Raw genomic sequence first — 22,378 nt, 5'->3', positions numbered from 1 at the left:
ACCTTAAACCTCAAGTAGAGGTGTAAAGTATTTCCCGGTATTGCGTTCTCTTTGATCGAAGGTAAGCGCCGCCTGGCTCCGCGCGCGCGATCGCCTGGGCGTGTCGCGCCATTCCTTCGCGAAAGCCTTCGGCGTGGCTTCGAAAGCCGTCAGCCGACGACGGCCACCTCGGGAGAAGTGACGTCGATGGAGGCAGCGTCCGGGTTCTTGGCCATCGTGGCGGAGAGCGTGAGCGCCTTCAGGGCCGACTCCTCTGCGCTCCCCCAGACCACGGTCAGCCCGGATTCGAGGGTCAGCGTCACATCATCGGCGGTCGTGGCACGCACGCCTGTGAGAGCGGCACGGACATCTGCCGGCAGCGCACGGACGACGAGACCGGCGCTCTGGAAAGCGCGCGACTCGACGCCGCCGTCGACGTCGATCACCGGCTGGCCCGCCGGTTGATCGGCTGTGGTCGAGAGCGCGACTCCCGCGGCATCGACGAGGGTGTACCCGGCGCCCGATCGGATGACACCGACCGGCGTGCGTTCCACGATCCGCACCGTGAGGTCGTGTGGCGGACGCGCTTCGAGTGCATATGTCTCGATGAGGGGGAAGGCCAGCAGCGCGGCCTTCACCTCACTGGTGTCCACGAGCGCCAGCGGCGTGCCGATCTGGTCGCCGAGCGCCGCCTCGATCGCGGCGGGATCGAGGCTCCCGGCCCCGACCACGGTGATCTTCTCCACCGCGAACAGCGGGCTGTACGCGGCCGCGACGCTGCCCCCGATCAACAGGATCACGGCACCGATGCTACTCAGCCAGATGATCCGTCGACGCCGGGAGCGCTGCGTGAAGCGCCGGATCTCGGAGCGGAGAGCCTTACGTCTGGCCCGTGCTGCACGCCACACGTCCCTGGTCGAGGTCGGCTCCGGCTCGTCCGCGCCAGCAGCGTCGAATCCGTCGTGGGCCGGAGGCTCCGGCACCGACCCATCCGGTTCGGACCGCACCCCGCTGCGGTCGCTCCGCCGTCCGTGGCGTGCCCGTGCTTCTGACGCGTCGCCCTTCTCCACCGGGCTCTCCGGTGCGGACGGCAGCGGTGGGGGACGGCGCATCGCTACGCCTCGTCGGTCCGGCGCAGCGAATCCAGGACCTGCGGGATGATCTGGTAGACGTTGCCGCAGCCGAGCGTCACGACGAAGTCGCCGTCACGGGCCACCGCGGCGGTGTAGTCGGCCGCCTGCTGCCAGTCGGCGACGAAGTGCACATGCGACGGATCGCGGAACGCCGTGCTCACCAGCTCGCCTGTGACACCGGGGACGGGGTCTTCGCGAGCGCCGTACACGTCGAGCATCACCGTGTGATCGGCGAACTCCTCGAGGACGTCGGCGAACTCCTGATACATGTGCTGTGTGCGGGAGTAGGTGTGCGGCTGCTGGATCGCGATGATCCGTCCCGACCCCGCGATGCTGCGCATGGCCTCGAGCGCCGCCCGCACCTCCGTCGGATGGTGCGAGTAGTCGTCGTAGACCGTGACGCCTCGTTCGACGCCGTGCTGCTCCAGGCGGCGCACGGTCCCGGCGAAGCCCTCTACCGCGCGCACGGCGTCGACGAGCGGGTACCCGAGTGCTCGGAGCACCGCGACGACTCCGGCCGCGTTGATCGCGTTGTGCACGCCGGGGACCGCGAGCTGCATGCGCGCCTGCTCATCCCCTTGGCTGATGGTCGCGGCGACCGGTCCGGCCGCGACGACGTCGGTGACGCGCACGTCGGCGTCCTCCGCCTGGCCGAAGGTGAGCACGTTCGGGTGCGACAGCCCGGCACCGACGCGGAGCGCACCGGCGTCGTCGCTCGAGATGACGACGGCTTCGGTGGCCGCGTCGGCGAACCGCACGAAAGCGTCGTGGAATGCCTCTTCCGAGCCGTAGTGGTCGAGGTGGTCGGGATCGACGTTGGTGATGAGCGCCACCGCGGTGTCGTACAGCAGGAACGTGCCGTCGGACTCGTCGGCCTCGACGACGAACAGGTCGCCCGTGCCCGTGGCGCTCGAGGTGCCGAGCTGTTCGATGACGCCTCCGTTGACGAAGTGCGGGTCGGCGCCGAGCTCGCGCAGTGCCGTGACGATCATCCCGGTCGAGGTCGTCTTCCCGTGGGCACCCGCGACCGAGACCAGCCGCCGCGAACCGATCAGCCAATGCAGCGCCTGCGACCGGTGGATCACGTGCAGACCGCGCGCCTTCGCCGTCACGAACTCGGGGTTCTCGGGCCAGATCGCTCCGGTGTGCACGACCGTGTCGGCATCACCGAGGTGGGCGGCGTCGTGGCCGACGTGCACGGTCGCCCCGGCGGCTGCCAGGGCGCGCAGATTGTCGCTGTCCGCACGGTCGCTGCCGGAGACGCGGATCCCCGCGTCGAGGAACATCTTGGCGAGGCCGCTCATGCCGGAACCACCGATGCCGATGAAGTGCGCAGCGGTGATCGTCTCGGGAATGGGGAGGGTGAGGTCGGGTCTGATCATGTCCGCTTCAGTCTACTTTTCTTCGATGTCGTCGACCGTGTCAGACCGAGTCCAGCGCGCGGTCGATCAGCCGGATCACGTTCTCGGTGCCGTTGCGCGTTCCCGCCGTCTCGGCCGCTGCGGCCATCCGGTCGAGCCTGTCCCGGTCCCCCAGGATGGGCACGACGATCCGCCGCACGGCGTCGCCGTCGAAGGTCGCGTCGTCGAGGAGCTCGGCCGCACCCGCCGCCACCGCGGACGCCGCGTTCAGACGCTGCTCGCCGTTGCCGACCGAGTAGGGCACGTACAGGGCGGGGATGCCCAGCGCACTGATCTCGCTGACCGTCGCCGATCCGGACCGCGAGACGATCAGGTCCGCGACGGCGAAAGCCAGGTCCATACGGTCGACGTAGCGCCGCAGTGCGTACCCCTCGGCCCCAGGATCGGCGAGTTCGCTGCGCTCACCCGTCACGTGCAGGAGCTGCCACCCGGCCGCCAGGACATCGCGCCAGGAATCCTCGAGGGCCTCATTGAGGCGCTGAGCACCGAGCGAGCCGCCGAACGCGAGCAGCACCGGGCGATCCGGGTCGAGACCGAAGTACTCCGCGGCCTCCGCGCGCGCCGCCGCACGATCGAGCGTGATGATCTCCTGGCGCAGCGGCATCCCGACCGTCTCGCTGCCCCGGAGCGGGGTGCCCTCGAACGCGACGCCCACGGCCGCGGCACGGCGGGCCCCGAGCACGTTGGCGAGACCGGGCTTGGCGTTGGCCTCGTGCACCACGAACGGCACGCCCTCGCGCCGCGCAGCCACGTAGGCGGGGGCAGACGCGTAGCCGCCGAATCCGACGACGACATCGACACCGTGTCGGCGGATGTGCGCGCGCACCTGAGCGATCGCCTTGCGGAACCGCATCGGGAAGGCCGCCGCCTGCCGGTTCGGACGACGCGGGAACGGGACCTTGTCGACGATGAGCAGTTCGTAGCCTCGAGCGGGCACCAGCCGGGACTCGAGCCCCTCGGCCGTACCGAGCACGAGCACGGTGGCATCGGCGTCGCGTTCACGAAGTGCGTCGGCGACGGCGAGCAGGGGATTCACATGGCCGGCGGTGCCACCGCCGGCGAGGAGGTACGAGGTCACCTGGTGACCCTACCCCGCTCGGCTGAGGGCTTCTCGACCACGGGAATGGTGCGCGCGAAGGCGAGCAGCACGCCGCAGGCGATCAGCACGGCGAGCAGGGCCGTGCCTCCCTGAGACATGAACGGGAGCGGCACTCCCATCACCGGGAACACACCGATGACGACGCCGATGTTGAGCACGGCCTGACCGACGATCCACACCGTGATTCCGCCTGCCGCGACGCGGATGAAGGGATCAGGCGTCTTCCGGATCACATGGAAGGCACCGACCGTGAAGAACGTGAACAGCGCCAGGACGACGATGCAGCCGATCAGCCCGAGTTCTTCCCCGACGATCGCGAAGATGAAGTCGTTGCCGGCGGCGGGCAACCATCCGTACTTCTCCTGGGAGTTACCGAGCCCGAGCCCGAATATCCCGCCCGATGCCATCCCCCAGATGCCGTGGATGGACTGGTAGCAGTCGCTCTCGTACAGCGCCATGTTGTCGCAGGTCGCCGTGATGCGCCGCATCCGGTCCTGGCTCGACAGCGCGTAGGCGAGGACCGCGCCGATGCCGATCACCACCGGGATGATGAACAGGCGGAGTTTGACGCCCGAGAAGAAGAGGCAGCCCAGCAGGATGAGCACCAGCACCATCGCGGTGCCGAGGTCCTTCCCGGCGAGCACGGTTCCGATCGCCAGCGCCCCGACCGGGATCACGGGGATGAAGACGTGGTGCCAGGTTCCGAGCATCGCCTGCTTGCGCAGCAGGACTGCGGCGATCCAGAGAGCCAGTGCGAGCTTCAGGAACTCGGAAGGCTGCAGCGTGAAGCCGCCGATGTCGATCCAGTTCCGGTTTCCGCCGTCTTCGATCCCGAGCGGGGTGAACACGAGCAGCTGCAGGGCGACGGCGCCGAACAGCGCCGGCCACGCCATCTTCCTCAGGAATGCGACCGGCAGGCGGCTGATCAGGAACATCAGCGGGACTCCGAGGAGCGCGAACACCCCCTGGCGGAGTACGCCGCCCATCGGATCGGATCCGCTGGCCACCGCGGTCGCGCTGGTCGCGGAGAGCACCATGACCAGGCCGAAGAGCGTCAGCAGCAGAGCGGTCGACGCGATGAGAAGGAACTCGGTGGACACCGGCGTGAACCGGCGTCCGAGCGACACCCTGGCGGCGAGTCCGCCGGACTCAGAGCGCGGAGGGCGGGACACCTGCGTCATCGGCGCTCCCCCGGTCTATCCAGTCACGCACCGCCTCGGCGAAACGGTGACCTCGATCCGCGTAGCTCGAGAACTGATCGAACGATGCCGCCGCCGGGGCCAGCAGGACTGTGCCCTCGCCTTCGACGATCCCCGACGCGATCTCCACGACACGGTTCATGACCTGTCCAGTCTCGCCAGCATCGACCTCGAACACCGGTACCGACGGCGCGTGTCGCCGGAATGCCGCGACCACGGAGGCCCGCTCGACCCCGATCACGACTGCAGCTCGAGCCGTCGCACCGACATCGGCGACCAGGTCGGCGATGTCGACGCCCTTCAGGTCACCCCCGACGATCCATACCGCTCCGGGGTAGGCACGCAGCGACGACGCCGCGGCGTGCGGATTGGTGGCCTTGGAGTCGTCGACCCAGGTGATGCCCGCATGCCGCGCGATGACCTGGATGCGGTGCGCGTCCAGGCGGAAACTCTGCAGCGCCGTGTGGATCGCCTCCGGTTCGACTCCGAGCGATCGCGCCAGGGCACTGGCGGCGAGGATGTTCTGGACGATGTGCGGAGCTGCGAGCCCGACCTCGTCGAGGGCCGCGATGGTCGTGAGTTCGAGGGCGCTGCGCGCGCGGTCGTCGAGGAAGGCCCGATCGACGATGAGCCCCTCCACGATGCCGAGGTCGCTCGGTCCGGGGATACCCAGATCGAAGCCGATCGCGCGGGCTCCTTCGACCACCTCGGCTTCTTCGACCATGAGCCTGGTCGCCTCATCGGCCTTGTTGTAGACGCAGGCGACGCGGGTGTTTCGATAGACCACAGCCTTCGCGTCGCGATACGCCTGGGCGCTGCCGTGCCACACCAGATGGTCGTCGGCGAGGTTGAGGCACACGGCCGCGTGCGGGAAGAGCTCACCTTCGGGCCGCGACTGGCCGAGGTACCAGAGCTGGTGGCTGGAGAGCTCGACCACGAGCACGTCGAAGCCGGCGGGGTCCCGCACCGCATCGAGGACGGGTACGCCGATGTTGCCGCAGGGCGCCGCCCGCAGGCCGCCCTCGACCAGCAGCGAGGCCGTCAGCTGCGTCGTGGTCGTCTTGCCGTTGGTCCCGGTGATGAGCACCCAATCGGCCGGCGTTCCGTCGGCGCGCACCACCTTGTCACGGACACGCCAGGCGAGTTCGACATCGCCCCAGATCGCGATTCCCGACTCCTGGGCCCAGCGGATCACGGAGTGCGACGGCGAGAAACCGGGCGAGGCGATCACCACTTCGGGGGCGAAGTCCACCAGTGCGGCCGGCACGTCGGCCAGGGAGCCGAGTTCGAGCGCGGCACCGATCACCGGGAGCAGGCGCGCGTACTCCTCTTCCGCGGACTCGCTGAGCACGAGCACCTCCGCACCGAGCTCGGCGAGGGTGTCGGCCACCGAGAAGCCCGTCATCGACAAACCGAGCACGGCGACGCGGAGATCGCGCCAATCGGCGTTCCAGCTCGTGAGTCCGCTGAGCCGATCAGTCGACACGGGTGAGCCACTCGACGTAGAAGAGGCCGACGGCCGAGACCGCGAGGAGTCCGGCGATGATCCACATGCGCACCACGATCGTGACCTCGGACCAGCCGCGCATCTCGAGGTGGTGATGGAAGGGACTCATCAGGAACAGCCGCTTGCCGCGCGTGATCTTGAAGTACGCCCGCTGCAGGATGACGGAGCCGGAGGACAGGACGAAGACGCCGGCGATCACCAGCAGGAGGAGCTCGGTGCGGGTCAGGATCGCCATCGCGGTGATCACGCCGCCGATCGCCATCGAGCCGACATCGCCCATGAAGACCTTCGCCTTGGGCGCGTTCCACCACAGGAATCCGATGAGGCTGGCCGCGACCGACGCCGCGATGATGGCCAGGTTGAACGGGTCGCGCACCTCGTAGCATCCGCCGAGGGCGTCGGGATCGCCGCCGATGCAGGGCTGCTTGAACTGCCAGAACGCGATCACGCTGTAGGCGCCGACGACGATGACTCCGGCCCCGGCGGCGAGACCGTCGAGACCGTCCGTCAGGTTCACACTGTTCGAGGTCGCGACGCCGATGATCGAGATCCACACGAGGTAGAGGATCCAGCCGAGCACGACGCCGAAGGCGAAGAGGTTCAACCAGGTGATGTCGCGGAAGAGCGAGATCGCGGGGCTCGCCGGCATCTGCCCCCATTTGTTCGGGAAGTTCAGAGCGACGATGCCGAAGGGGACGATGACGAGCAACTGGCCGATCACCTTGCGCCAGCCGGACAGGCCGAGGCTGCGCTGGCTGCGGACCTTCATGTAGTCGTCGATGAAGCCCACGGCGCCGAAGCCGACCATCAGCCAGATCACCAGGATCGCCGAGAGTGCGGGCACCTCGCCGCTCACCAGCACGCCGGTGAAATAACCGACGATGGATCCGACGATGAAGATGACACCGCCCATCGTGGGCGTGCCGCGCTTCGCCTCGTGGCTCGGATTGTGCACCGACTCCGGGGTGCGGATCACCTGCCCCCAGCCCCACTTCCGGAAGAGTCGGAGGAAGACAGGAGTCAGGAACAGGGTGAAGGCGAGCGAGATCGCCGCCGACATGATGAGAGACCTCACGAGAACAATTCTCCCAGACGATCGCCGAGATGCCGGAGGCCCACGGAATTGGATGACTTCACGAGTACGCGGTCGCCGTCGCGGAGTTCGGTGCGCAGGTACTCGAAGGCTGCGTCCTGGTCGGCCAGGTGGATGGCCTCACTGTCCCAGGAGCCCTCGCCGACAGCAGCGAGGTAGAGCCGCCGCGCCTCGGGGCCGACGACGACGATGCGTTGGATGTTGAGTCGGACGGCGAGCAGACCGATCCGGTCGTGCTCCTCCCCTGCGCTCTCTCCGAGCTCGGTCATCGCGCCGAGGACGGCGACGGTGCGCTCCTCCGGCCCGGTGATCTGCGCGAGAGTCCGCAACGCCGCGGACATCGAGTCGGGGCTGGCGTTGTAGGCATCGTTGATGATCCGCACGCGGTCGCTGCCCAGCGGCTGCATGCGCCACCGCTCGGCGATCTCCACCGTCTCCAGGCGCGCGACAGCGTCTACGGGAGTGACGCCGACGACGAGCGCTGCGGCGATGGCTGCCAGCGCGTTGGACACGTGATGCGCGCCGAGGACCCGCAGGCGCAGCGTCAGGCGGTCGCCGCCGACCTCGACGGTGCAGGTCGTGCCGGAGGCGGAAACGGAGATATCGTGCGCGCGGACATCGGCACTCGGACCCTGCCCGAAGCCGACGACCTGCAGGCCACGCGCTTCGGCGAGCTCCTGCATGGCGGCGACCCTGCTGTCGTCGACGTTGAGAACAGCGGTCCCGGGCACGCGAGCCGCTTCGACGAGCTCGGCCTTCGCCTTCGCGGTTGCTTCGATCCCCCCGAATCCGCCGGCGTGAGCCATGCCGACCATGAGCACGACAGCGACGTCCGGCTCGACGAGACCGGCGAGGTGCGCGATGCTGCCCGGTGCCGCCGCCCCGAACTCGCTCACCAGGAACCGCGTGTTCTCGGTGACGCGGAGCATCGTGACGGGGGCGCCGACCTCGTTGTTGAACGACTTGACCGGCGCGACGGTTTCGCCCTCGCCCTCGAGGATGCGTGCGAGGAAGTTCTTCGTGGTGGTCTTGCCGTTGGATCCCGTGATCCCGATGATGCGGAGGGAGCCGCCGGCACGCACACGTGCCACGACCTCTCTGGCCAGCTCTCCGAGCGCCGCGACGGCGTCCGCGACGACGATCTGGCTGACGGGCACATCGACCGGGTGCTCCACGATCGCCAGCACCGCGCCGGCAGCGACGGCAGCTCCGACGAACTGGTGACCGTCGGTCTCCGCTCCGGGCTTGGCGACGAAGATCGAGCCGGGGACCATCGTCCGCGAGTCCGTGTCGACGAGGCCGTCGACGACCGTCTCGGCCGTGTCTTCTCCGGCCACGCGCAGATCACCGCTCACTGCGGCGGTGATCTCAGCGAGCGTCAGGGCGATCATTTCATCTCCATGCGCGGCTCTCGCCGACTATCCGAACTTGGGAAGGAGCTCGTCCATCGGGACAGAGGACGGCATCACGCGATACGTTTTCATCACCTGCGTCATCGCCTTCTGGAAGGCGGATGCGGTGGCCGCGGACGATACAACCTTAGTCGGCTCGTCCAGGGTGACCACGACGACGTACTGGGGATCATCCACCGGCGCGAAGCCCACCATGCTCGTGTAGTACACGCCGTTCTTGTAGCCGCCGTTGATGGGGTCTGCGACCTGAGCGGTTCCGGTCTTGCTGGTCACGCGGTAACCGGGTACCTGGATCCGCTCGGCGTTCCCGCCCTGCACGGCCACGTTCTCGAGCATGCGCGTGATCTCGGCTGCGGTCTGCTTCTCGATGATCTGCTCGTGCTTCGGCTTGTCAGGCGTGGCGACGGTGCCGTCCGCCTTCGTGCAGGACTCGACCAGGGAGAGATCGATCTTCTCGCCGCCGTTGGCGATCGCCTGATAGGCGCCGGCGAGCTGTGCGGCGGTGACCGTGTAGTACTGGCCGAAGGTCGTCGTGTAGAGCGACTGGCTGTCCCATTCGCTGACCGGGTGCAGTGTTCCCCCGACCTCGGAGGGGAAGTCGATCGTCTTGTCGCCGACCCCGAACCGCTCCAGGTAGTCGTAGCGCACCTCGGGACTCACCTTGGTGCCGAACTTCGACAGCGCCACGTTCGAGGAGTCGATGAGTCCACCGGCGAGGGTGTAGTTGTACGCCGGGTGGTTGAACGCATCGTTGATCACGGCGCCGTTGGGGAACGTCTCCCGCGACGACGCGGTGACCGTGCTCAGGGGCGTCAGTCCCGCGCCCTCGATGACGGCGGCGGCGGTGATGGCTTTGAACGTCGATCCCGGCTCGAAGTCCCGGTGGAAGATCTGGCTGTATCGCGTCTCGGGCGTCGAGGAGTCGAGGTCGTTAGGGTCCAGGGACGGCCACTCCGCCGCCGCTCGGATCTTCCCCGTCTTCGCCTCGACGACGGTGACGGTGCCACCCTTCGCTCCTTGCTTGCGCGCCTCTTCGCCCACCATCTGCTGCAGGTACCACTGCAGATCACTGTTGATGGTCAACTGCACCGAGCCGCCGTCGACGGCATCCACCGTGCGCTCGCTTCCCGGGATCACGACGCCGTTCGCGCCGCGGCGATAGGACTCCTCGCCGTCGATCGGCGCCAGGCACCCTTCGCCCAGCTGCTCGACACCGGCCTGCGCCGTTCCCGAACCGTCGAGGAAGCCGAGGATGTTGCCGGCGACCGCGCCGTTCGGGTAGACCCGGGTCTCCCGTCCCTCCATGTGGAGGTAGGCGAGCTTCAGGTCGCGCAGCTCGATGTACTGCTCGGTGGTGAGGGACTTCTTCAGCGGTGCGTACTGACTCTGCGAATCCTTCGCGAGTGCATCGGCGACGAGCGCGCGGACCTCGTCGCCGGTCTGCCCGGTGATCGCCGCGATCTTCTCGGACGCTTCCGCCCAGGGAACCTTCGGGTCCTTCTCCTCGAACTGGTTGATGACGAGCGGGCTGAGTTGCGCGTCGTACACGAGCACGCTCGAGGCGAGGACCGTTCCACCGGCGTCGACGACCGATCCGCGCTGACCGGGGATCTTGTCGCCCGCGCCGATCTTGGTGAGCGACTGAGCGACGTGCTCGTCAGCGCTCACGACCTGGATGTCGACCAGACGCACCACGAAGGCGGCCAGCACGGACAGGATGACGGCGAGGGCGACGACGGTGCGTCGCCGCGGTCCGCGGGTGGCTCGTGTCGTCATGCGTCTCTCCGTCGATCGTGGGCGTTCAGCGTGTGGTGGGGCTCGGGAGTCCGTCGGTGATCGCCGGCGGCAGATCTTGAGCGACCTCGCCCGACGCGCCGGCATCCGTCGTCGTCTTCGTCTCCGGTGGCGAGGGCTTGACGATCAGCGAGTTGCTCACGGCACCCGCTCCGCCCGGGTTGACGGTCGACGTCCAGTCCGCTCCGGCCCCGGTGCCGAACACCGCGCCATCGCTGAGGCGCAGGTACGACGGCGATCCCGCCACCACCATGCCGAGCCCCGCAGCACTGTTGGCGAGCACCTGCGGCGAGCTCAGACCGGTGAGCTCCTCCTGGAGAGCGTGCGTCTGCAGACTCAGCTCACGCTGCTGGGACGAGAGACCGGCGAGTGTGAACGAGTCCTGCGTGATCGCGAGCGACAGCGCGACCTGGGCCGCGCCGATCGCCAGCGCACCCCCCAATGCGACGAGTGCGTAGGCGAGCTTGGGCTTGCGGCGGACGGCAGGCGAGCTGACGGGCTGAAGTCTCCGCTGCGGCTCGCGGGCGGGTGCGACCGGCTGGACCGGTTTGCGGACGACGGCGTTCAGGCTCATGCGCTCTCCCGCAGCTTCTCGGCGGCGCGGAGCCGCACCGGTATCGCCCGCGGGTTGCGCGCGCGTTCTTCGTCGGAGGCGAGCTCTGCCCCCTTGGTGAGGATGCGGAACTTCGGAGCATGCTCGGGAAGCTCGACGGGGAGCCCTGCCGGAGCAGTCGAGGCTGCGGCAGCGGCGAACGCCTGCTTGACCAGGCGGTCCTCGAGCGACTGGTACGACATCACGACGATGCGTCCGCCGACGCCGAGCGCATCCATCGCGGACGGGATGGCATCGGCGAGCACGTTGAGCTCGGTGTTCACCTCGATGCGCAGGGCCTGGAACACACGCTTGGCCGGGTGCCCGGCGCGCTGAGCGGCTGCCGGAGTCGCGGCGATCAGGATCTCGACCAGCTGGCCGGAGCGGGTGATCGGCTGCTTCTGCCGGGCATCGATGATGAAGCGCGCATAACGGCCGGCGAGCTTCTCCTCGCCGTACCGCTCGAAGATGCGACGAAGGTTGCCCTCGTTGTACGTCGCGATCACGTCGGCCGCCGTGACGCCCTTGGTCTGATCCATACGCATGTCGAGCGGAGCATCCTTCGAGTACGCGAATCCTCGCTCGGCCTCATCCAGCTGCAGCGAGGAGACGCCGAGGTCGAAGAGGATGCCCGCGGCCCCCTGGGCGTGCAGGCCGATCTCGTCGTACACCGTATGCACGAGCGTCACGCGGTCTTTGAAGCGCGCGAGCCGCTCCCCCGCGATACGCAGGGCGTCGGTGTCGCGGTCGAGGCCGACGAGGCGGATGTTCGGGAAGCGCTCGAGAAGCGCCTCCGAGTGGCCGCCCATGCCGAGCGTGGCATCGACGAGCACCGCGCCGTCCGCCTGGAGGGCGGGAGCGAGCAGCTCGACGCAGCGGTCGAGCAGTACGGGGGTGTGAATGTCTCGGAGGTTCATGATCTTTCTCGGGGTGACCTTCGGCTCTGATCCCCCTCCGCTTCTCGACCCGGCACCGGGGAAGTGTGTCGGGGCGGGAGCGGCGGGGCATCACAGCCGTGGTCAGAAGAGTCCCGGAATCACCTCCTGCTCGAGGTCCGAGTAGGTCTCCTCGCCGGCGGCGAGGTAGGTGTTCCAGCTCTCGGCATCCCAGATCTCGGCGTGTGCGCCGACTCCGGTGACGATGAGCTCTTTCTGCAGACCTGCGTACTGACGCAGGTGCGCGGGGATGGTGATGCGGTTCTGGCTGTCGGGCATCTCCGCACTCGCACCGGAGAGGAACAGTCGCATGAAGTCACGCGCCTGCTTGTTGGCGAGCGGGGCCTGACGGATCCGCTCGTGCATCGCCTCGAACTCGGCCGTGCTGAACACGTAGAGGCAGCGTTCCTGGCCTCGGGTGACGACGATGCCGCCGCCGAGGTCTTCGCGGAACTTCGCAGGAAGGATGACCCGTCCCTTGTCGTCCAGCTTGGGTGAGTGCGTACCCAGCAGCATCGGCCACCACCCCCTCTCCGTCCGGCCAACTCGAGGTGCGCCCCACTTTACTCCACTTTCCTCCACATACCTACGACCAATCCGCAGATATCGCGCCATCGGCCCGAAGGGCGCGCCGAAGAACCGCGGAATTCCGCGGTGGAGGAAGGTGGAGGCTCAGTGGAGGAGCAGAGCGGCGCGCGCGTTAACGACAGAAGCCCGGATGCTCAGCATCCGGGCTTCTGTCGTGAAAATCTGTGGGGGTCAGTGACCGTCCTGGCGCCGATCCCAGCGATCGTTCATACGGTCCATGAACGAGGCGGAATCCTGACGCTTCGGGGCGGAACGCTCTCGCGGCTCGGCGGGAGTCGCTCGACGCACGGGTGTGACGGCGACCATGACTCCGGCGAGCATCGCCGCGAATCCGATCACACCGACCACGATGCCCCACACGCCGCCGAGGATGACGCCGGCCACGAGGCCGCCGACTCCGGCGAGCAGGAGAAGAGCTCCGTAGACCAGATTTCGGTAGCTCAGTGCACGGTCGCCGGACGGCGCGGTGACCACGTCGGCATCGTTGTGAAGGAGATGGCGTTCCATCTCGTCGAGCAGACGCTGCTCCTGTTCGGAGAGTGGCATTTCGTCCCCCTCGGGTATCGTGCGTTCCATTCTACGCGCGCCCGGGCGTCGGGGGCTAGCAGTTCGACGTCCCCTTGCTTTACGTATGCTGGGAGTCGTGCCGTCTTCCTCCCCCGTTCCCGGTGCGGTCGCCGCACGTCTCGACCGATTCCTCACCCGTATGCGCGAGGAATCCACGGAGTACGGCCCGGATGCCGCCTCCTTCCTCGATGCCGCTGCCGGCACGCTCGAAGGCGGGAAGCGATTGCGTGCCCGGTTTTGTCACGCCGGTTGGCGCGCCGTCACCCGGTTCAGCGATCGCACCGCGACCGAGACGGATGCCCTCTGGGACATCTGCACCGCGCTGGAGATCTTCCAGTCGGCCGCACTCGTCCACGACGATCTGATCGACAACTCGGACACGCGCCGAGGGCGCCCGGCCGCCCATCGCGCCCTCGAGACGTCGCATCGCTCTGCCGGCTGGTCTGGAGACGCCGAGGCCTTCGGACGCGCCTCGGCCATCCTCCTAGGCGATCTCCTCGTCGCCTGGAGCGACGACCTGCTCGAGTCCGCCCTCGAGGGGCTCCCACACGCACGCGACGTGCGCTCCGAATACGCCAGGATGCGCCGCGACGTGACCACGGGCCAGTTCCTCGACATCGCCGAGGAGTCGGCCTGGAGCGTCAACGACGGGCGGCTCCATGCCGAGCGAGCGTTGCGCGTGGCGTCACTCAAGTCCGCCAGGTACAGCATCGAGCAGCCGCTGATCCTGGGCGCAGCCCTCGCCGGCGCCCAGTCGGATCAGACGGCGGCACTGCGTCGCTTCGGCCACCCGATCGGCATGGCCTTCCAGCTCCGCGACGACGTGCTCGGGGTCTTCGGAGACGCGTCCGTCACGGGCAAACCGGCCGGGGATGATCTTCGAGAGGGAAAGCGCACCGTTCTCATCGCCCTCACCCGACAGGCCCTGGACCCGTCGGCGCGGAATCTTCTCGACGAGATGCTCGGCGACCCGGAGCTGACGGCGCAGCAGGTGTCATTCCTGCAGGCCACTATCACCGACTCCGGTGCGCTGGACCAGGTGGAGGCGATGATCGCCGACTATGCACGCGAAGCAGATCGCGCCCTGTCGGGTGCACGGCTCGACAACGCCGCCGTCGGCGAGCTGCGCGAGCTGGCGCGAGCCGCCACCGTCCGCTCCGCCTGACGCGGGATTCGTCTCAGGCGAGGGTACGCGCGAGTCGCCGGACCGCGCTCTTGTGCCCGGCCAGCAGCGCATCCATCGGCGATCGGCCGAGGGACTCCTCCTCCGTGAGGAGCCAATCGATGAGCTCATCGTCGGAGAAGCCGGCGTCCTGCAGCACGATGATCGTTCCCCGCAGCGAGCTGAGCGGATGCCCGTCGACGATGAACACCGCCGGCACCGCGAAGGCCCCACTGCGGCGCGACCCGACCAGATAGTGGTCGTCGATCAGACGGCGGACACGACCGAGGGACTCGTCGAGCACCTCGACGAGATCGGGCATGGTCAGCCACTCGACATCAGCGGCGGCAGGGGTTCCAGCAACGTTCTCAGACACGTTGCCCACTATCTCATCTCTGCACGGGCATCGCATGTCGCCTCTCCAGTCACATCCTTCACTTGCGTCACTTCTGTTGACTTCCGTTTACATCCGTGTCAGCGTGAAGTGCTCGAAAAGGGGGCAAGCCTTGAGAACCAAGACCGCCACGCGTCGCACGCGAAACCTGCAGTTCGGAGTGCCCGCCGCCGTGCTCGGCGCTCTCGCCGCCACTCTCACCGCCGCGCCAGCCGAAGCCGCCGCGACGACCACCGATCTCGCTCCGGTCGAGCGCCAGCGCAGCACGCCCGTGCGCGTGGTACCCGCCCAGGCCGCACCGGCGAACTATGTCGTGCGCCCGGGCGACACCGTCTCGTCCATCGCCTCGAGGTTCGGACTCCGTACCGTCGACGTGCTCACCTGGAATCGTCTCTCCTGGCGCTCGGTGATCTACCCCGGCCAGACTCTGACGCTGCGGACGGCAGCCACGGCGCCCGCTCCTGCTCCTGCTGCTGCTCCTGCTCCTGCTCCCGCTGCCTCGCACAAGGTGGTTGCGGGCGACACCGTGTACGCCATCGCGCAGAAGTACGGAACCACCGTCGATGCGGTCCTGGCCGCGAACGGACTCACGCGCGCATCGGTGATCTACCCCGGTCAGAGCCTGTCGGTGGCCGGATCGGCTGCGCCCGCCGCCGCACCGACGTCAGCGCCGGCACCAGCACCGGCGGCGGCGCCCGCGCCTGCCCCCGCGGCATCGCACACCGTCGTCGCCGGCGACACCGTGTTCGGGATCGCCCAGAAGTACGGCACCACGACGCAGACGGTGTTCGCCCTGAACGGACTGGGCCCGTCTTCGATCATCTACCCCGGGCAGAAGCTCGCCGTCCGTGCGGCACCGACTGCCGCACCTCCCGCGGCGGCAGCAGCCACGACGGGCGGACAGCGGTCCGCGACCCTCGACAGCGAGCAGGCGGCGAACGCGTCGCTCATCATCCGCGTCGGTCGAGAGCTCGGCGTCCCCGATCGGGCGATCGCCCTCGCACTCGCGACCGGCATGGTGGAATCGGGACTCCGCAACCTCGACTGGGGCGACCGCGATTCGCTCGGCATCTTCCAGCAGCGTCCGAGCACCGGGTGGGGAACGCCGGCGCAGATCATGGACGCCGACCGGAGCACCCGCGTCTTCTACGGCGGCCGGAACGACCCCAACGGACATGTGACGCGCGGCTTGCTCGACGTCGCCGGATGGGAGAGCATGCCGTTCACATCCGCCGCTCAGGCCGTGCAGATATCCGCCTATCCGGACAAATACGGGCAGTGGGAGACGCAGGCCTACAGCTGGCTCGCCCTCCACGGCTGACCACTTCCATAAAATCCGCAGGGCCGAGAGGTGAGCCGCTCCCCTGTCTTTCAGGCAGTTCTCAATAGAATTCTGACGTGACGACCAATCAGCAGGCCGACCCCCTCATCGGGCGGCTTGTCGACGGTCGCTACCGAGTCCGCGCTCGGATCGCACGGGGAGGGATGGCGACGGTCTACGTCGCCACCGACCTCCGCCTCGAGCGGCGCATCGCGCTCAAGGTCATGCACGCGCACCTCAGCGACGACTCGGCCTTCCAGAGCCGCTTCATCCAGGAGGCCCGCGCAGCCGCCAGGCTGGCGGATCCGCACGTCGTCAACGTCTTCGATCAGGGGCAGGACGGCGAGCTCGCCTACCTCGTGATGGAGTATCTGCCCGGCATCACCCTGCGCGAGCTCCTGCGCGAGCAGAAGCGACTCACCATCCCGCAGACGATCACGATCATGGATGCGATCCTCGCCGGACTCTCGGCAGCGCACCGCGCCGGCATCGTGCATCGAGACGTCAAGCCCGAGAACGTGCTCCTCGCGGAGGACGGCCGCATCAAGATCGGCGACTTCGGACTGGCCAGAGCGACCACGGCGAACACGGCGACCGGGCAGCAGCTGCTCGGGACGATCGCCTACCTCGCCCCCGAGCTGGTGACCCGCGGGACCGCCGACGCCCGCAGCGACATCTATGCCCTGGGCATCATGCTCTACGAGATGCTCGTCGGCGAACAGCCGTACAAGGGCGAGCAGCCCATGCAGATCGCGTTCCAGCACGCCACCGAATCGGTGCCGCGTCCGAGCGTGCGCAACCCCTCCGTGCCGGAACAGCTCGACGAACTCGTGCTGTGGGCGACCGAGAAGTCTCCCGACGAGCGCCCGGACGACGCCCAGCAGATGCTCGAGCGCCTGCGGGCGATCGAGCGTGAACTCGGCGTCACCCCGACTGCGGCGAGAGCGACCGCTCCGCAACACAGCCAGGCCGACTCCGGCGACCTCACCAAGGTGATGCCGGGGACGATGGTCATCCCGGATCCGACCGCGCCGGTTCCCGCCGAGATCGACAACGCGACGCTCCTTCGCCGACGAGCCTCGAAGCGGCGCGCCCGCGGAGCGTTCCTGCTCACCCTGGTGCTGCTGTTGGCGGTGCTCGCCGGCGGCGTGGGCTGGTGGTTCGGATCCGGCCCCGGCTCACTCATCGCCGTGCCGGGCGTCGCGGGCAAGACCTACGATGAAGCCGCCGCCCTCCTGGTCGACGCGGGCTTCGTCCCTACTCAGAAGGACGAGTCGTCCGTAGATGTCGAGGCCGGGGCGGTGATCGAGACCGACCCCGAAGAAGGTGCGCGCCTTGACAAGGGGACCACGGTCACGGTCGTCGTGTCGTCGGGGCCGGCGTCCCACGACATCGCCCCGGTCGCCGGCGTGGCGTCCGACGACGTCCGCGCCGCGCTGCAGGCAGCCAACCTCGAACTCACGGACGACGAGGAATACTTCGGTGACCTCGACGACGGCAAGGTCATCAACGTCCGCATAACACCGCGCGACGGCGGAGACGCATTCGGCTGCGCCGAGGGCTGCACGGTACATGAGACCGACACGGCGACGATCCAGGTGTCGCGCGGCGCGGTCCCCGATGTCAGCGACCTCAGCGTCGCCCAGGCCACGGACGCGCTCACGGGCAAGGGGCTGAAGGTCAACCCGGACAGCCTCTACCAGACCAGCGACGGCATCGGGAAGGACCGGGTCATCGGGATCGCCGACCGGCCGACGGAGGGCGCCTGGCGCCCCGGCGAGACCGTGCAACTCATCATCTCCGAGGGTCCCCCGCTGTTCGACGTGCCCGATGTGTCCGGAAAGACCCGCGACGAGGCGACGCGCGCGCTGAACGACGCCGGCTTCAAGTGGTCGTACACGAGCGGCACCGGACTCCCGGATTCGGTGTGGGACCTCTTCGCCAACGAGAACACGAAGGTCGAGTCGTACAGCCCGACCGACGCCCAGCGCAAGGGGACGACCATCACCCTCACGATGAGCTTCTCCGGCTGAGGCCGGACACACGAAGAGGGGGCCGGAATACGATTCCGGCCCCCTCTTCGTCTACAGCGTCAGCGCTTCTCGAGCTCCTCGGCCACGAGGAACGCCAGCTCCAGCGACTGCATGTGGTTCAGGCGCGGGTCGCACAGGCTCTCGTAACGGGTCGCCAGCGCGGCCTCGTCGATCTGCTCCGACCCGCCGAGGCACTCTGTGACGTCATCGCCGGTGAGCTCGACGTGGATTCCGCCGGGGAACGTACCGACCGCACGGTGCGCCTCGAAGAAGCCGCGCACCTCGTCGACGACGTCGTCGAAGCGACGGGTCTTGTATCCGGTCGGAGTGGTGATGCCGTTGCCGTGCATCGGGTCGGTGACCCACAGCGGCTGTGCGCCGGAGTCACGGACCGCCTCGAGCAGCGGCGGCAGCGCGTCGCGGATCTTGCCCGCACCCATCCGCGTGATGAAGGTGAGCCGACCCGGCTCGCGCTCGGGGTCGAGCTTGTCGATCAGGGCCAGAGCAGTCTCGGGCGTCGTCGACGGCCCGAGCTTCACTCCGATCGGGTTGCGGATCTTGGAGAAGTAGTCGACGTGCGCGCCGTCGAGCTCACGCGTGCGCTCGCCGATCCAGAGGAAGTGCGCGGAGGTGTTGTACGGGGTGTCGGTGCGCGAGTCGATGCGCGTCATCGGGCGCTCGTAGTCCATCAGCAGACCCTCGTGGCCGGTGAAGAACTCGACCCGCTTGAGCTCGTCGAAGTCGGCGCCCGCGGCCTCCATGAACTTGATCGCACGGTCGATCTCGGCCGCCATGCGCTCGTAACGCTGGTTGGCCGGGTTCTGCGCGAAGCCCTTGTTCCACGAGTGCACCTCGCGAAGGTCGGCGAATCCACCCTGCGTGAACGCGCGGATCAGGTTCAGCGTGGACGCCGCCGTGTGGTACCCCTGCAGCAGGCGAGCAGGGTCGGCCGTGCGGGAACCCTCGGTGAAGTCGTAGCCATTGACGATGTCGCCGCGGTACGCGGGCAGGGTGACCTCGCCACGCGTCTCGTTGTCGCTGGAGCGCGGCTTCGCGAACTGACCGGCCATGCGGCCCATCTTGACGATGGGCATCGACGCGCCGTAGGTCAGCACCACAGCCATCTGCAGCACCGTCTTGATTCGGTTGCGGATCTGCTCGGCAGTCGCTCCCGCGAAGGTCTCGGCGCAGTCTCCGCCCTGCAGGAGGAACGCCTGCCCGGAGGCCGCGCGCGCGAGCCGGTCGCGGAGGTTGTCGACCTCACCCGCGAACACCAGCGGCGGGAGGCCCGCGATCTGACGGGAGACGTCGGCGACGCGGTCCGCGTCGGGCCACTGCGGCTGCTGCTTGATGGGAAGCGAGCGCCATGCATCAAGGGCTTCGATGTGGTGCGGGAGCATGCGTTCCAGCCTAGTGGTCGCGCGTACCGCCCAGACGCGCGCCGAGGGCTATGTGACGCGGGTCGGGAGGCGGTCTTTGACCGTCGACGCGTAGACGTCCTCGTAGGTCTGCTCGCCGAGCCGCTGCAGGGCCACCATGATCTCGTCGGTGACCGATCGGAGGATGTAGCGGTCGTTCTCCATGCCCGCGTACCGGGAGAAGTCGAGCGGCTCCCCGATCACGATGCCGACGCGGACGATGCGCGGCAGGCGCCTGCCGATCGGCATGGCCGTGTCGGTGTCGACCATGATCACGGGGACCACAGGGACCTTCGCCTCGAGCGCCATCCGGGCGATCCCCGTTCGACCGCGATATAGCTTGCCGTCGGGGCTGCGCGTGCCCTCGGGGTAGATACCCAGCAGGTCGCCACCGCCGAGGACCTGAAGCCCCGTGTTCAGGGAGGCCTCAGAGGCCTTGCCGCCGGATCGGTCGATCGGGATCTGGCCGGTGGCCTTCATGAAGAACTTCGTCGCCCAGCCTTTGAGGCCGCGACCGGTGAAGTAGTCGCTCTTCGCGAGGAATGACATCGAACGGTCGATGACCAGCGGCAGGAAGATGGAATCGGCGAAGGAGAGGTGGTTGCTCGCGAGGATCGCCGCACCGTTCGCGGGCACGTTGTTCCGCCCCACGATCCAGGGGCGGAAGACACCCTTGACCACGGGGCCGATAACGACGTACTTCATCAGCCAGTAGAACATCGAGGTGAAGTCTAGCGCCGCCGTGCCCCGCGCCTGGAAGTTCTCGACTTCTCCGCCGCAGGAGCGACTGAGTCTCACCTCGGGCGCGACTCGATTCCATGCCCTACACTCGAAGGACACCCGTGCCCGACCGGTACCGAAGGAGCTGCCGTGGTCCAGTTTGAAGTCCCCGCGATCGTCCCCGCCGATCCCGACGCGAACGTCGCCGACCTGCTGGTGAAGCGCGTCGAAGCCACTCCGGATCGTGCGCTCTTCTCCGTGCCCGACGGCGACGGCTGGCGCGACATCTCCGCAGCCGACTTCCAGACGGCCGTCGTCGCTCTGGCGAAGGGCTTCGCCGCGGCCGGCATCCAGCCCGGCGAGAAGGTCGGCTTCCTCGCACGCACGACGTACGAGTGGACGCTCGTGGATTTCGCGCTCTTCTACGCCGGCGCGGTGATGGTGCCGATCTACGAGACCAGCTCACCGTCGCAGATCCAGTGGATCCTCGAAGACTCCGGTGCGATCGCTCTGATCGTGGAGACCTCCGAGCACTTCGCCCGCGTCGATGAGGTGCGCGGGGACCTGCCGCTGCTCCGCGAGGTCTGGCAGCTGCACCTCGGGGCCATCGACACCCTGACCGCCCAGGGCGCCTCGGTGACCGATGCAGAGATCGACCGACGCCGCACCCTCGCCGTCGGTTCCGACATCGCGACACTCATCTATACCTCCGGCTCGACCGGGCGGCCGAAGGGGTGCGTGCTCACGCACAGCAACTTCGTCGAGCTGTCCCGCAACTCGGCCAAGGCGCTCGATGCCGTCGTACAGACCCCCGGCGCTTCCACGCTGCTCTTCATCACCACGGCGCACGTGTTCGCGCGCTTCATCTCGATCCTCGACATCCACGCCGGGGTGCGCACCGGTCACCAGCCGGATACGCGCCAGCTCCTGCCCGCGCTCGGGTCGTTCAAGCCGACCTTCCTCCTCGCCGTGCCCCGCGTGTTCGAGAAGGTTTACAACTCCGCCGAACAGAAGGCCGAGGCCGGAGGCAAGGGCAAGATCTTCCGCGCCGCGGCCGACGTCGCCATCGAGCACTCGAAGCTGCTGGAGGCCGGCAAGAAGATCCCGTTCGGGATGAAGCTCAAGTTCGCCCTCTTCAACAAGCTCGTCTACAGCAAGCTCCGCGAGGCGATGGGCGGCAACGTCGTGTACGCCGTCTCGGGCTCCGCTCCCCTGGGCTCGCGCCTCGGCCACTTCTTCCACAGCCTCGGCGTGGTCATCCTCGAGGGATACGGTCTGACCGAGACGACGGCACCCGCGACGGTGAACCTGGCGGACAAGTCGAAGATCGGCACCGTCGGCCCTGCGCTCCCGGGTGTGGGCGTGCGCCTCGCCGACGACGGCGAGATCGAAGTGCGCGGCATCAACGTGTTCAAGGAGTACTGGAACAACCCCGAGGCGACGGCGGAGGCCTTCAGCGAGGGCGGCTGGTTCCACACCGGCGACATCGGCAGCTTCGACTCCGAGGGCTTCCTCACGATCACCGGACGCAAGAAGGAGATCATCGTCACGGCCGGCGGCAAGAACGTCGCTCCCGCCGCGCTCGAGGACCCGATCCGCGCCAACCCGATCATCGGTCAGGTCGTCGTGGTGGGCGACCAGCGTCCGTTCATCTCGGCGCTCATCACCCTCGACCCCGAGATGCTCCCGACCTGGCTCGCGAACAACGGTCTCGAGGCGAAGATGTCGCTCGAGGACGCGTCGAAGAACGCCGCTGTCCGCGCCGAGGTGCAGCGAGCGGTGGACATCGCGAACGCCCACGTCTCGCGTGCAGAGTCGATCCGGAAGTTCACGATCCTCGACTCGGAGTGGACGGAGGCTTCCGGCCACCTGACGCCGAAGCTCTCGATCAAGCGCAACGTCATCATGAACGACTTCGCCGACGAGATCATCGCGATCTACGACGAGCCCGTCGCCACGACGAACGTGGCAATCGGCGGCTGACACTCCGACGCACGAAGAAGGGCCCCGC

General features: G+C 68.0%; 19 protein-coding genes. 4 read left to right on the top strand and 15 right to left on the bottom strand.

Annotated elements, in window-relative coordinates:
• Positions 1 to 149 precede the first annotated feature (149 nt).
• The 12 genes from HCX50_RS06025 to HCX50_RS05970 all read right to left on the bottom strand — a co-directional run bounded on the left by HCX50_RS06025 (position 150) and on the right by HCX50_RS05970 (position 13,298).
• Positions 150 to 962, bottom strand: a complete 813-nt coding sequence (locus HCX50_RS06025; protein WP_337749005.1) for an FtsQ-type POTRA domain-containing protein — start codon at positions 960 to 962, stop codon at positions 150 to 152.
• Positions 963 to 1,093: 131 nt separating this feature from the next.
• Positions 1,094 to 2,494: a UDP-N-acetylmuramate--L-alanine ligase gene (murC, locus tag HCX50_RS06020; RefSeq protein ID WP_167633331.1), complete on the bottom strand. Its 1,401-nt coding sequence runs from the start codon at positions 2,492 to 2,494 to the stop codon at positions 1,094 to 1,096.
• A 40-nt stretch (positions 2,495 to 2,534) separates the two neighbouring features.
• On the bottom strand, positions 2,535 to 3,611 hold the full coding sequence (locus tag HCX50_RS06015) for a glycosyltransferase (protein WP_167633330.1): 1,077 nt from the start codon (positions 3,609 to 3,611) through the stop codon (positions 2,535 to 2,537).
• Complete coding sequence (gene ftsW, locus HCX50_RS06010) at positions 3,608 to 4,813, bottom strand: putative lipid II flippase FtsW (RefSeq protein WP_167633329.1); 1,206 nt, start codon at positions 4,811 to 4,813, stop codon at positions 3,608 to 3,610. Before ftsW ends, HCX50_RS06015 begins: the two co-directional genes overlap by 4 nt.
• The gene (gene murD / locus HCX50_RS06005; RefSeq protein ID WP_167633328.1) at positions 4,782 to 6,317 is read right to left on the bottom strand and encodes a UDP-N-acetylmuramoyl-L-alanine--D-glutamate ligase; all 1,536 of its coding nucleotides are present in this window, start codon (positions 6,315 to 6,317) and stop codon (positions 4,782 to 4,784) included. Before murD ends, ftsW begins: the two co-directional genes overlap by 32 nt.
• Positions 6,307 to 7,413, bottom strand: a complete 1,107-nt coding sequence (gene mraY / locus HCX50_RS06000; protein WP_091037314.1) for a phospho-N-acetylmuramoyl-pentapeptide-transferase — start codon at positions 7,411 to 7,413, stop codon at positions 6,307 to 6,309. The genes murD and mraY overlap by 11 nt, the downstream gene beginning before the upstream one ends.
• Complete coding sequence (locus HCX50_RS05995) at positions 7,410 to 8,822, bottom strand: UDP-N-acetylmuramoyl-tripeptide--D-alanyl-D-alanine ligase (protein WP_091037317.1); 1,413 nt, start codon at positions 8,820 to 8,822, stop codon at positions 7,410 to 7,412. The genes mraY and HCX50_RS05995 overlap by 4 nt, the downstream gene beginning before the upstream one ends.
• A 27-nt stretch (positions 8,823 to 8,849) precedes the next feature.
• A complete protein-coding gene (locus HCX50_RS05990; protein ID WP_091037320.1) occupies positions 8,850 to 10,619 on the bottom strand; it encodes a peptidoglycan D,D-transpeptidase FtsI family protein in 1,770 nt (589 codons plus the stop codon).
• Between the two features lie 25 nt (positions 10,620 to 10,644).
• A complete protein-coding gene (locus HCX50_RS05985; RefSeq protein ID WP_167633327.1) occupies positions 10,645 to 11,211 on the bottom strand; it encodes a hypothetical protein in 567 nt (188 codons plus the stop codon).
• Positions 11,208 to 12,146, bottom strand: a complete 939-nt coding sequence (gene rsmH, locus HCX50_RS05980) for a 16S rRNA (cytosine(1402)-N(4))-methyltransferase RsmH (RefSeq protein WP_029261554.1) — start codon at positions 12,144 to 12,146, stop codon at positions 11,208 to 11,210. Before rsmH ends, HCX50_RS05985 begins: the two co-directional genes overlap by 4 nt.
• A gap of 102 nt (positions 12,147 to 12,248) precedes the next feature.
• On the bottom strand, positions 12,249 to 12,680 hold the full coding sequence (mraZ, locus tag HCX50_RS05975; protein WP_029261553.1) for a division/cell wall cluster transcriptional repressor MraZ: 432 nt from the start codon (positions 12,678 to 12,680) through the stop codon (positions 12,249 to 12,251).
• A 243-nt stretch (positions 12,681 to 12,923) separates the two neighbouring features.
• Positions 12,924 to 13,298 (bottom strand): DUF3040 domain-containing protein, encoded by a 375-nt coding sequence (locus HCX50_RS05970; RefSeq protein ID WP_029261552.1) that lies wholly within the window; start codon positions 13,296 to 13,298, stop codon positions 12,924 to 12,926.
• Positions 13,299 to 13,395: 97 nt separating this feature from the next.
• Between HCX50_RS05970 and HCX50_RS05965 the strand changes: the two genes are divergently transcribed.
• Positions 13,396 to 14,484 (top strand): polyprenyl synthetase family protein, encoded by a 1,089-nt coding sequence (locus tag HCX50_RS05965; protein WP_337749001.1) that lies wholly within the window; start codon positions 13,396 to 13,398, stop codon positions 14,482 to 14,484.
• A gap of 13 nt (positions 14,485 to 14,497) precedes the next feature.
• Here the strand turns inward: HCX50_RS05965 and HCX50_RS05960 are convergent, their stop codons facing one another.
• On the bottom strand, positions 14,498 to 14,866 hold the full coding sequence (locus tag HCX50_RS05960; RefSeq protein ID WP_337749000.1) for an Rv2175c family DNA-binding protein: 369 nt from the start codon (positions 14,864 to 14,866) through the stop codon (positions 14,498 to 14,500).
• 121 nt (positions 14,867 to 14,987) lie between these two features.
• Between HCX50_RS05960 and HCX50_RS05955 the strand changes: the two genes are divergently transcribed.
• Both HCX50_RS05955 and pknB read left to right on the top strand, forming a co-directional pair.
• Positions 14,988 to 16,196, top strand: a complete 1,209-nt coding sequence (locus HCX50_RS05955) for a LysM peptidoglycan-binding domain-containing protein (RefSeq protein WP_237682370.1) — start codon at positions 14,988 to 14,990, stop codon at positions 16,194 to 16,196.
• 77 nt (positions 16,197 to 16,273) lie between these two features.
• Positions 16,274 to 18,229 (top strand): Stk1 family PASTA domain-containing Ser/Thr kinase, encoded by a 1,956-nt coding sequence (gene pknB / locus HCX50_RS05950; RefSeq protein WP_167633325.1) that lies wholly within the window; start codon positions 16,274 to 16,276, stop codon positions 18,227 to 18,229.
• Positions 18,230 to 18,288: 59 nt separating this feature from the next.
• Here the strand turns inward: pknB and HCX50_RS05945 are convergent, their stop codons facing one another.
• Together HCX50_RS05945 and HCX50_RS05940 are read right to left on the bottom strand one after the other, a co-directional pair.
• Positions 18,289 to 19,629 carry a class II 3-deoxy-7-phosphoheptulonate synthase gene (locus tag HCX50_RS05945; protein ID WP_091037330.1) on the bottom strand — a complete coding sequence of 447 codons (1,341 nt, stop codon included), beginning with the start codon at positions 19,627 to 19,629 and terminating at the stop codon, positions 18,289 to 18,291.
• 48 nt (positions 19,630 to 19,677) lie between these two features.
• Positions 19,678 to 20,367, bottom strand: a complete 690-nt coding sequence (locus HCX50_RS05940) for a lysophospholipid acyltransferase family protein (RefSeq protein WP_029261546.1) — start codon at positions 20,365 to 20,367, stop codon at positions 19,678 to 19,680.
• A gap of 150 nt (positions 20,368 to 20,517) precedes the next feature.
• On the opposite strand from HCX50_RS05940, the gene HCX50_RS05935 reads away from it, so the two are divergent.
• Positions 20,518 to 22,350 (top strand): AMP-binding protein, encoded by a 1,833-nt coding sequence (locus tag HCX50_RS05935; RefSeq protein ID WP_167633324.1) that lies wholly within the window; start codon positions 20,518 to 20,520, stop codon positions 22,348 to 22,350.
• Positions 22,351 to 22,378 lie beyond the last annotated feature (28 nt).

The sequence above is a fragment of the Microbacterium sp. B19(2022) genome (assembly GCF_012030385.1).
Taxonomy (GTDB): domain Bacteria; phylum Actinomycetota; class Actinomycetes; order Actinomycetales; family Microbacteriaceae; genus Microbacterium; species Microbacterium oxydans_B.
The sequence above is the reverse complement of the archived record's forward strand: the minus strand, read 5'-3'. Positions and strand labels throughout refer to the sequence as shown.

Excerpts from the sequence above, each read along its gene's own strand:
- murC (WP_167633331.1), bottom strand. The coding sequence starts at position 2,494 with ATGATCAGACCCGACCTCACCCTCCCCATTCCCGAGACGATCACCGCT.
- ftsW (WP_167633329.1), bottom strand. The coding sequence starts at position 4,813 with ATGACGCAGGTGTCCCGCCCTCCGCGCTCTGAGTCCGGCGGACTCGCC.
- HCX50_RS05995 (WP_091037317.1), bottom strand. The coding sequence starts at position 8,822 with ATGATCGCCCTGACGCTCGCTGAGATCACCGCCGCAGTGAGCGGTGAT.
- HCX50_RS05990 (WP_091037320.1), bottom strand. The coding sequence starts at position 10,619 with ATGACGACACGAGCCACCCGCGGACCGCGGCGACGCACCGTCGTCGCC.
- HCX50_RS05985 (WP_167633327.1), bottom strand. The coding sequence starts at position 11,211 with ATGAGCCTGAACGCCGTCGTCCGCAAACCGGTCCAGCCGGTCGCACCC.
- rsmH (WP_029261554.1), bottom strand. The coding sequence starts at position 12,146 with ATGAACCTCCGAGACATTCACACCCCCGTACTGCTCGACCGCTGCGTC.
- mraZ (WP_029261553.1), bottom strand. The coding sequence starts at position 12,680 with ATGCTGCTGGGTACGCACTCACCCAAGCTGGACGACAAGGGACGGGTC.
- HCX50_RS05970 (WP_029261552.1), bottom strand. The coding sequence starts at position 13,298 with ATGCCACTCTCCGAACAGGAGCAGCGTCTGCTCGACGAGATGGAACGC.
- HCX50_RS05945 (WP_091037330.1), bottom strand. The coding sequence starts at position 19,629 with ATGCTCCCGCACCACATCGAAGCCCTTGATGCATGGCGCTCGCTTCCC.
- HCX50_RS05940 (WP_029261546.1), bottom strand. The coding sequence starts at position 20,367 with ATGTTCTACTGGCTGATGAAGTACGTCGTTATCGGCCCCGTGGTCAAG.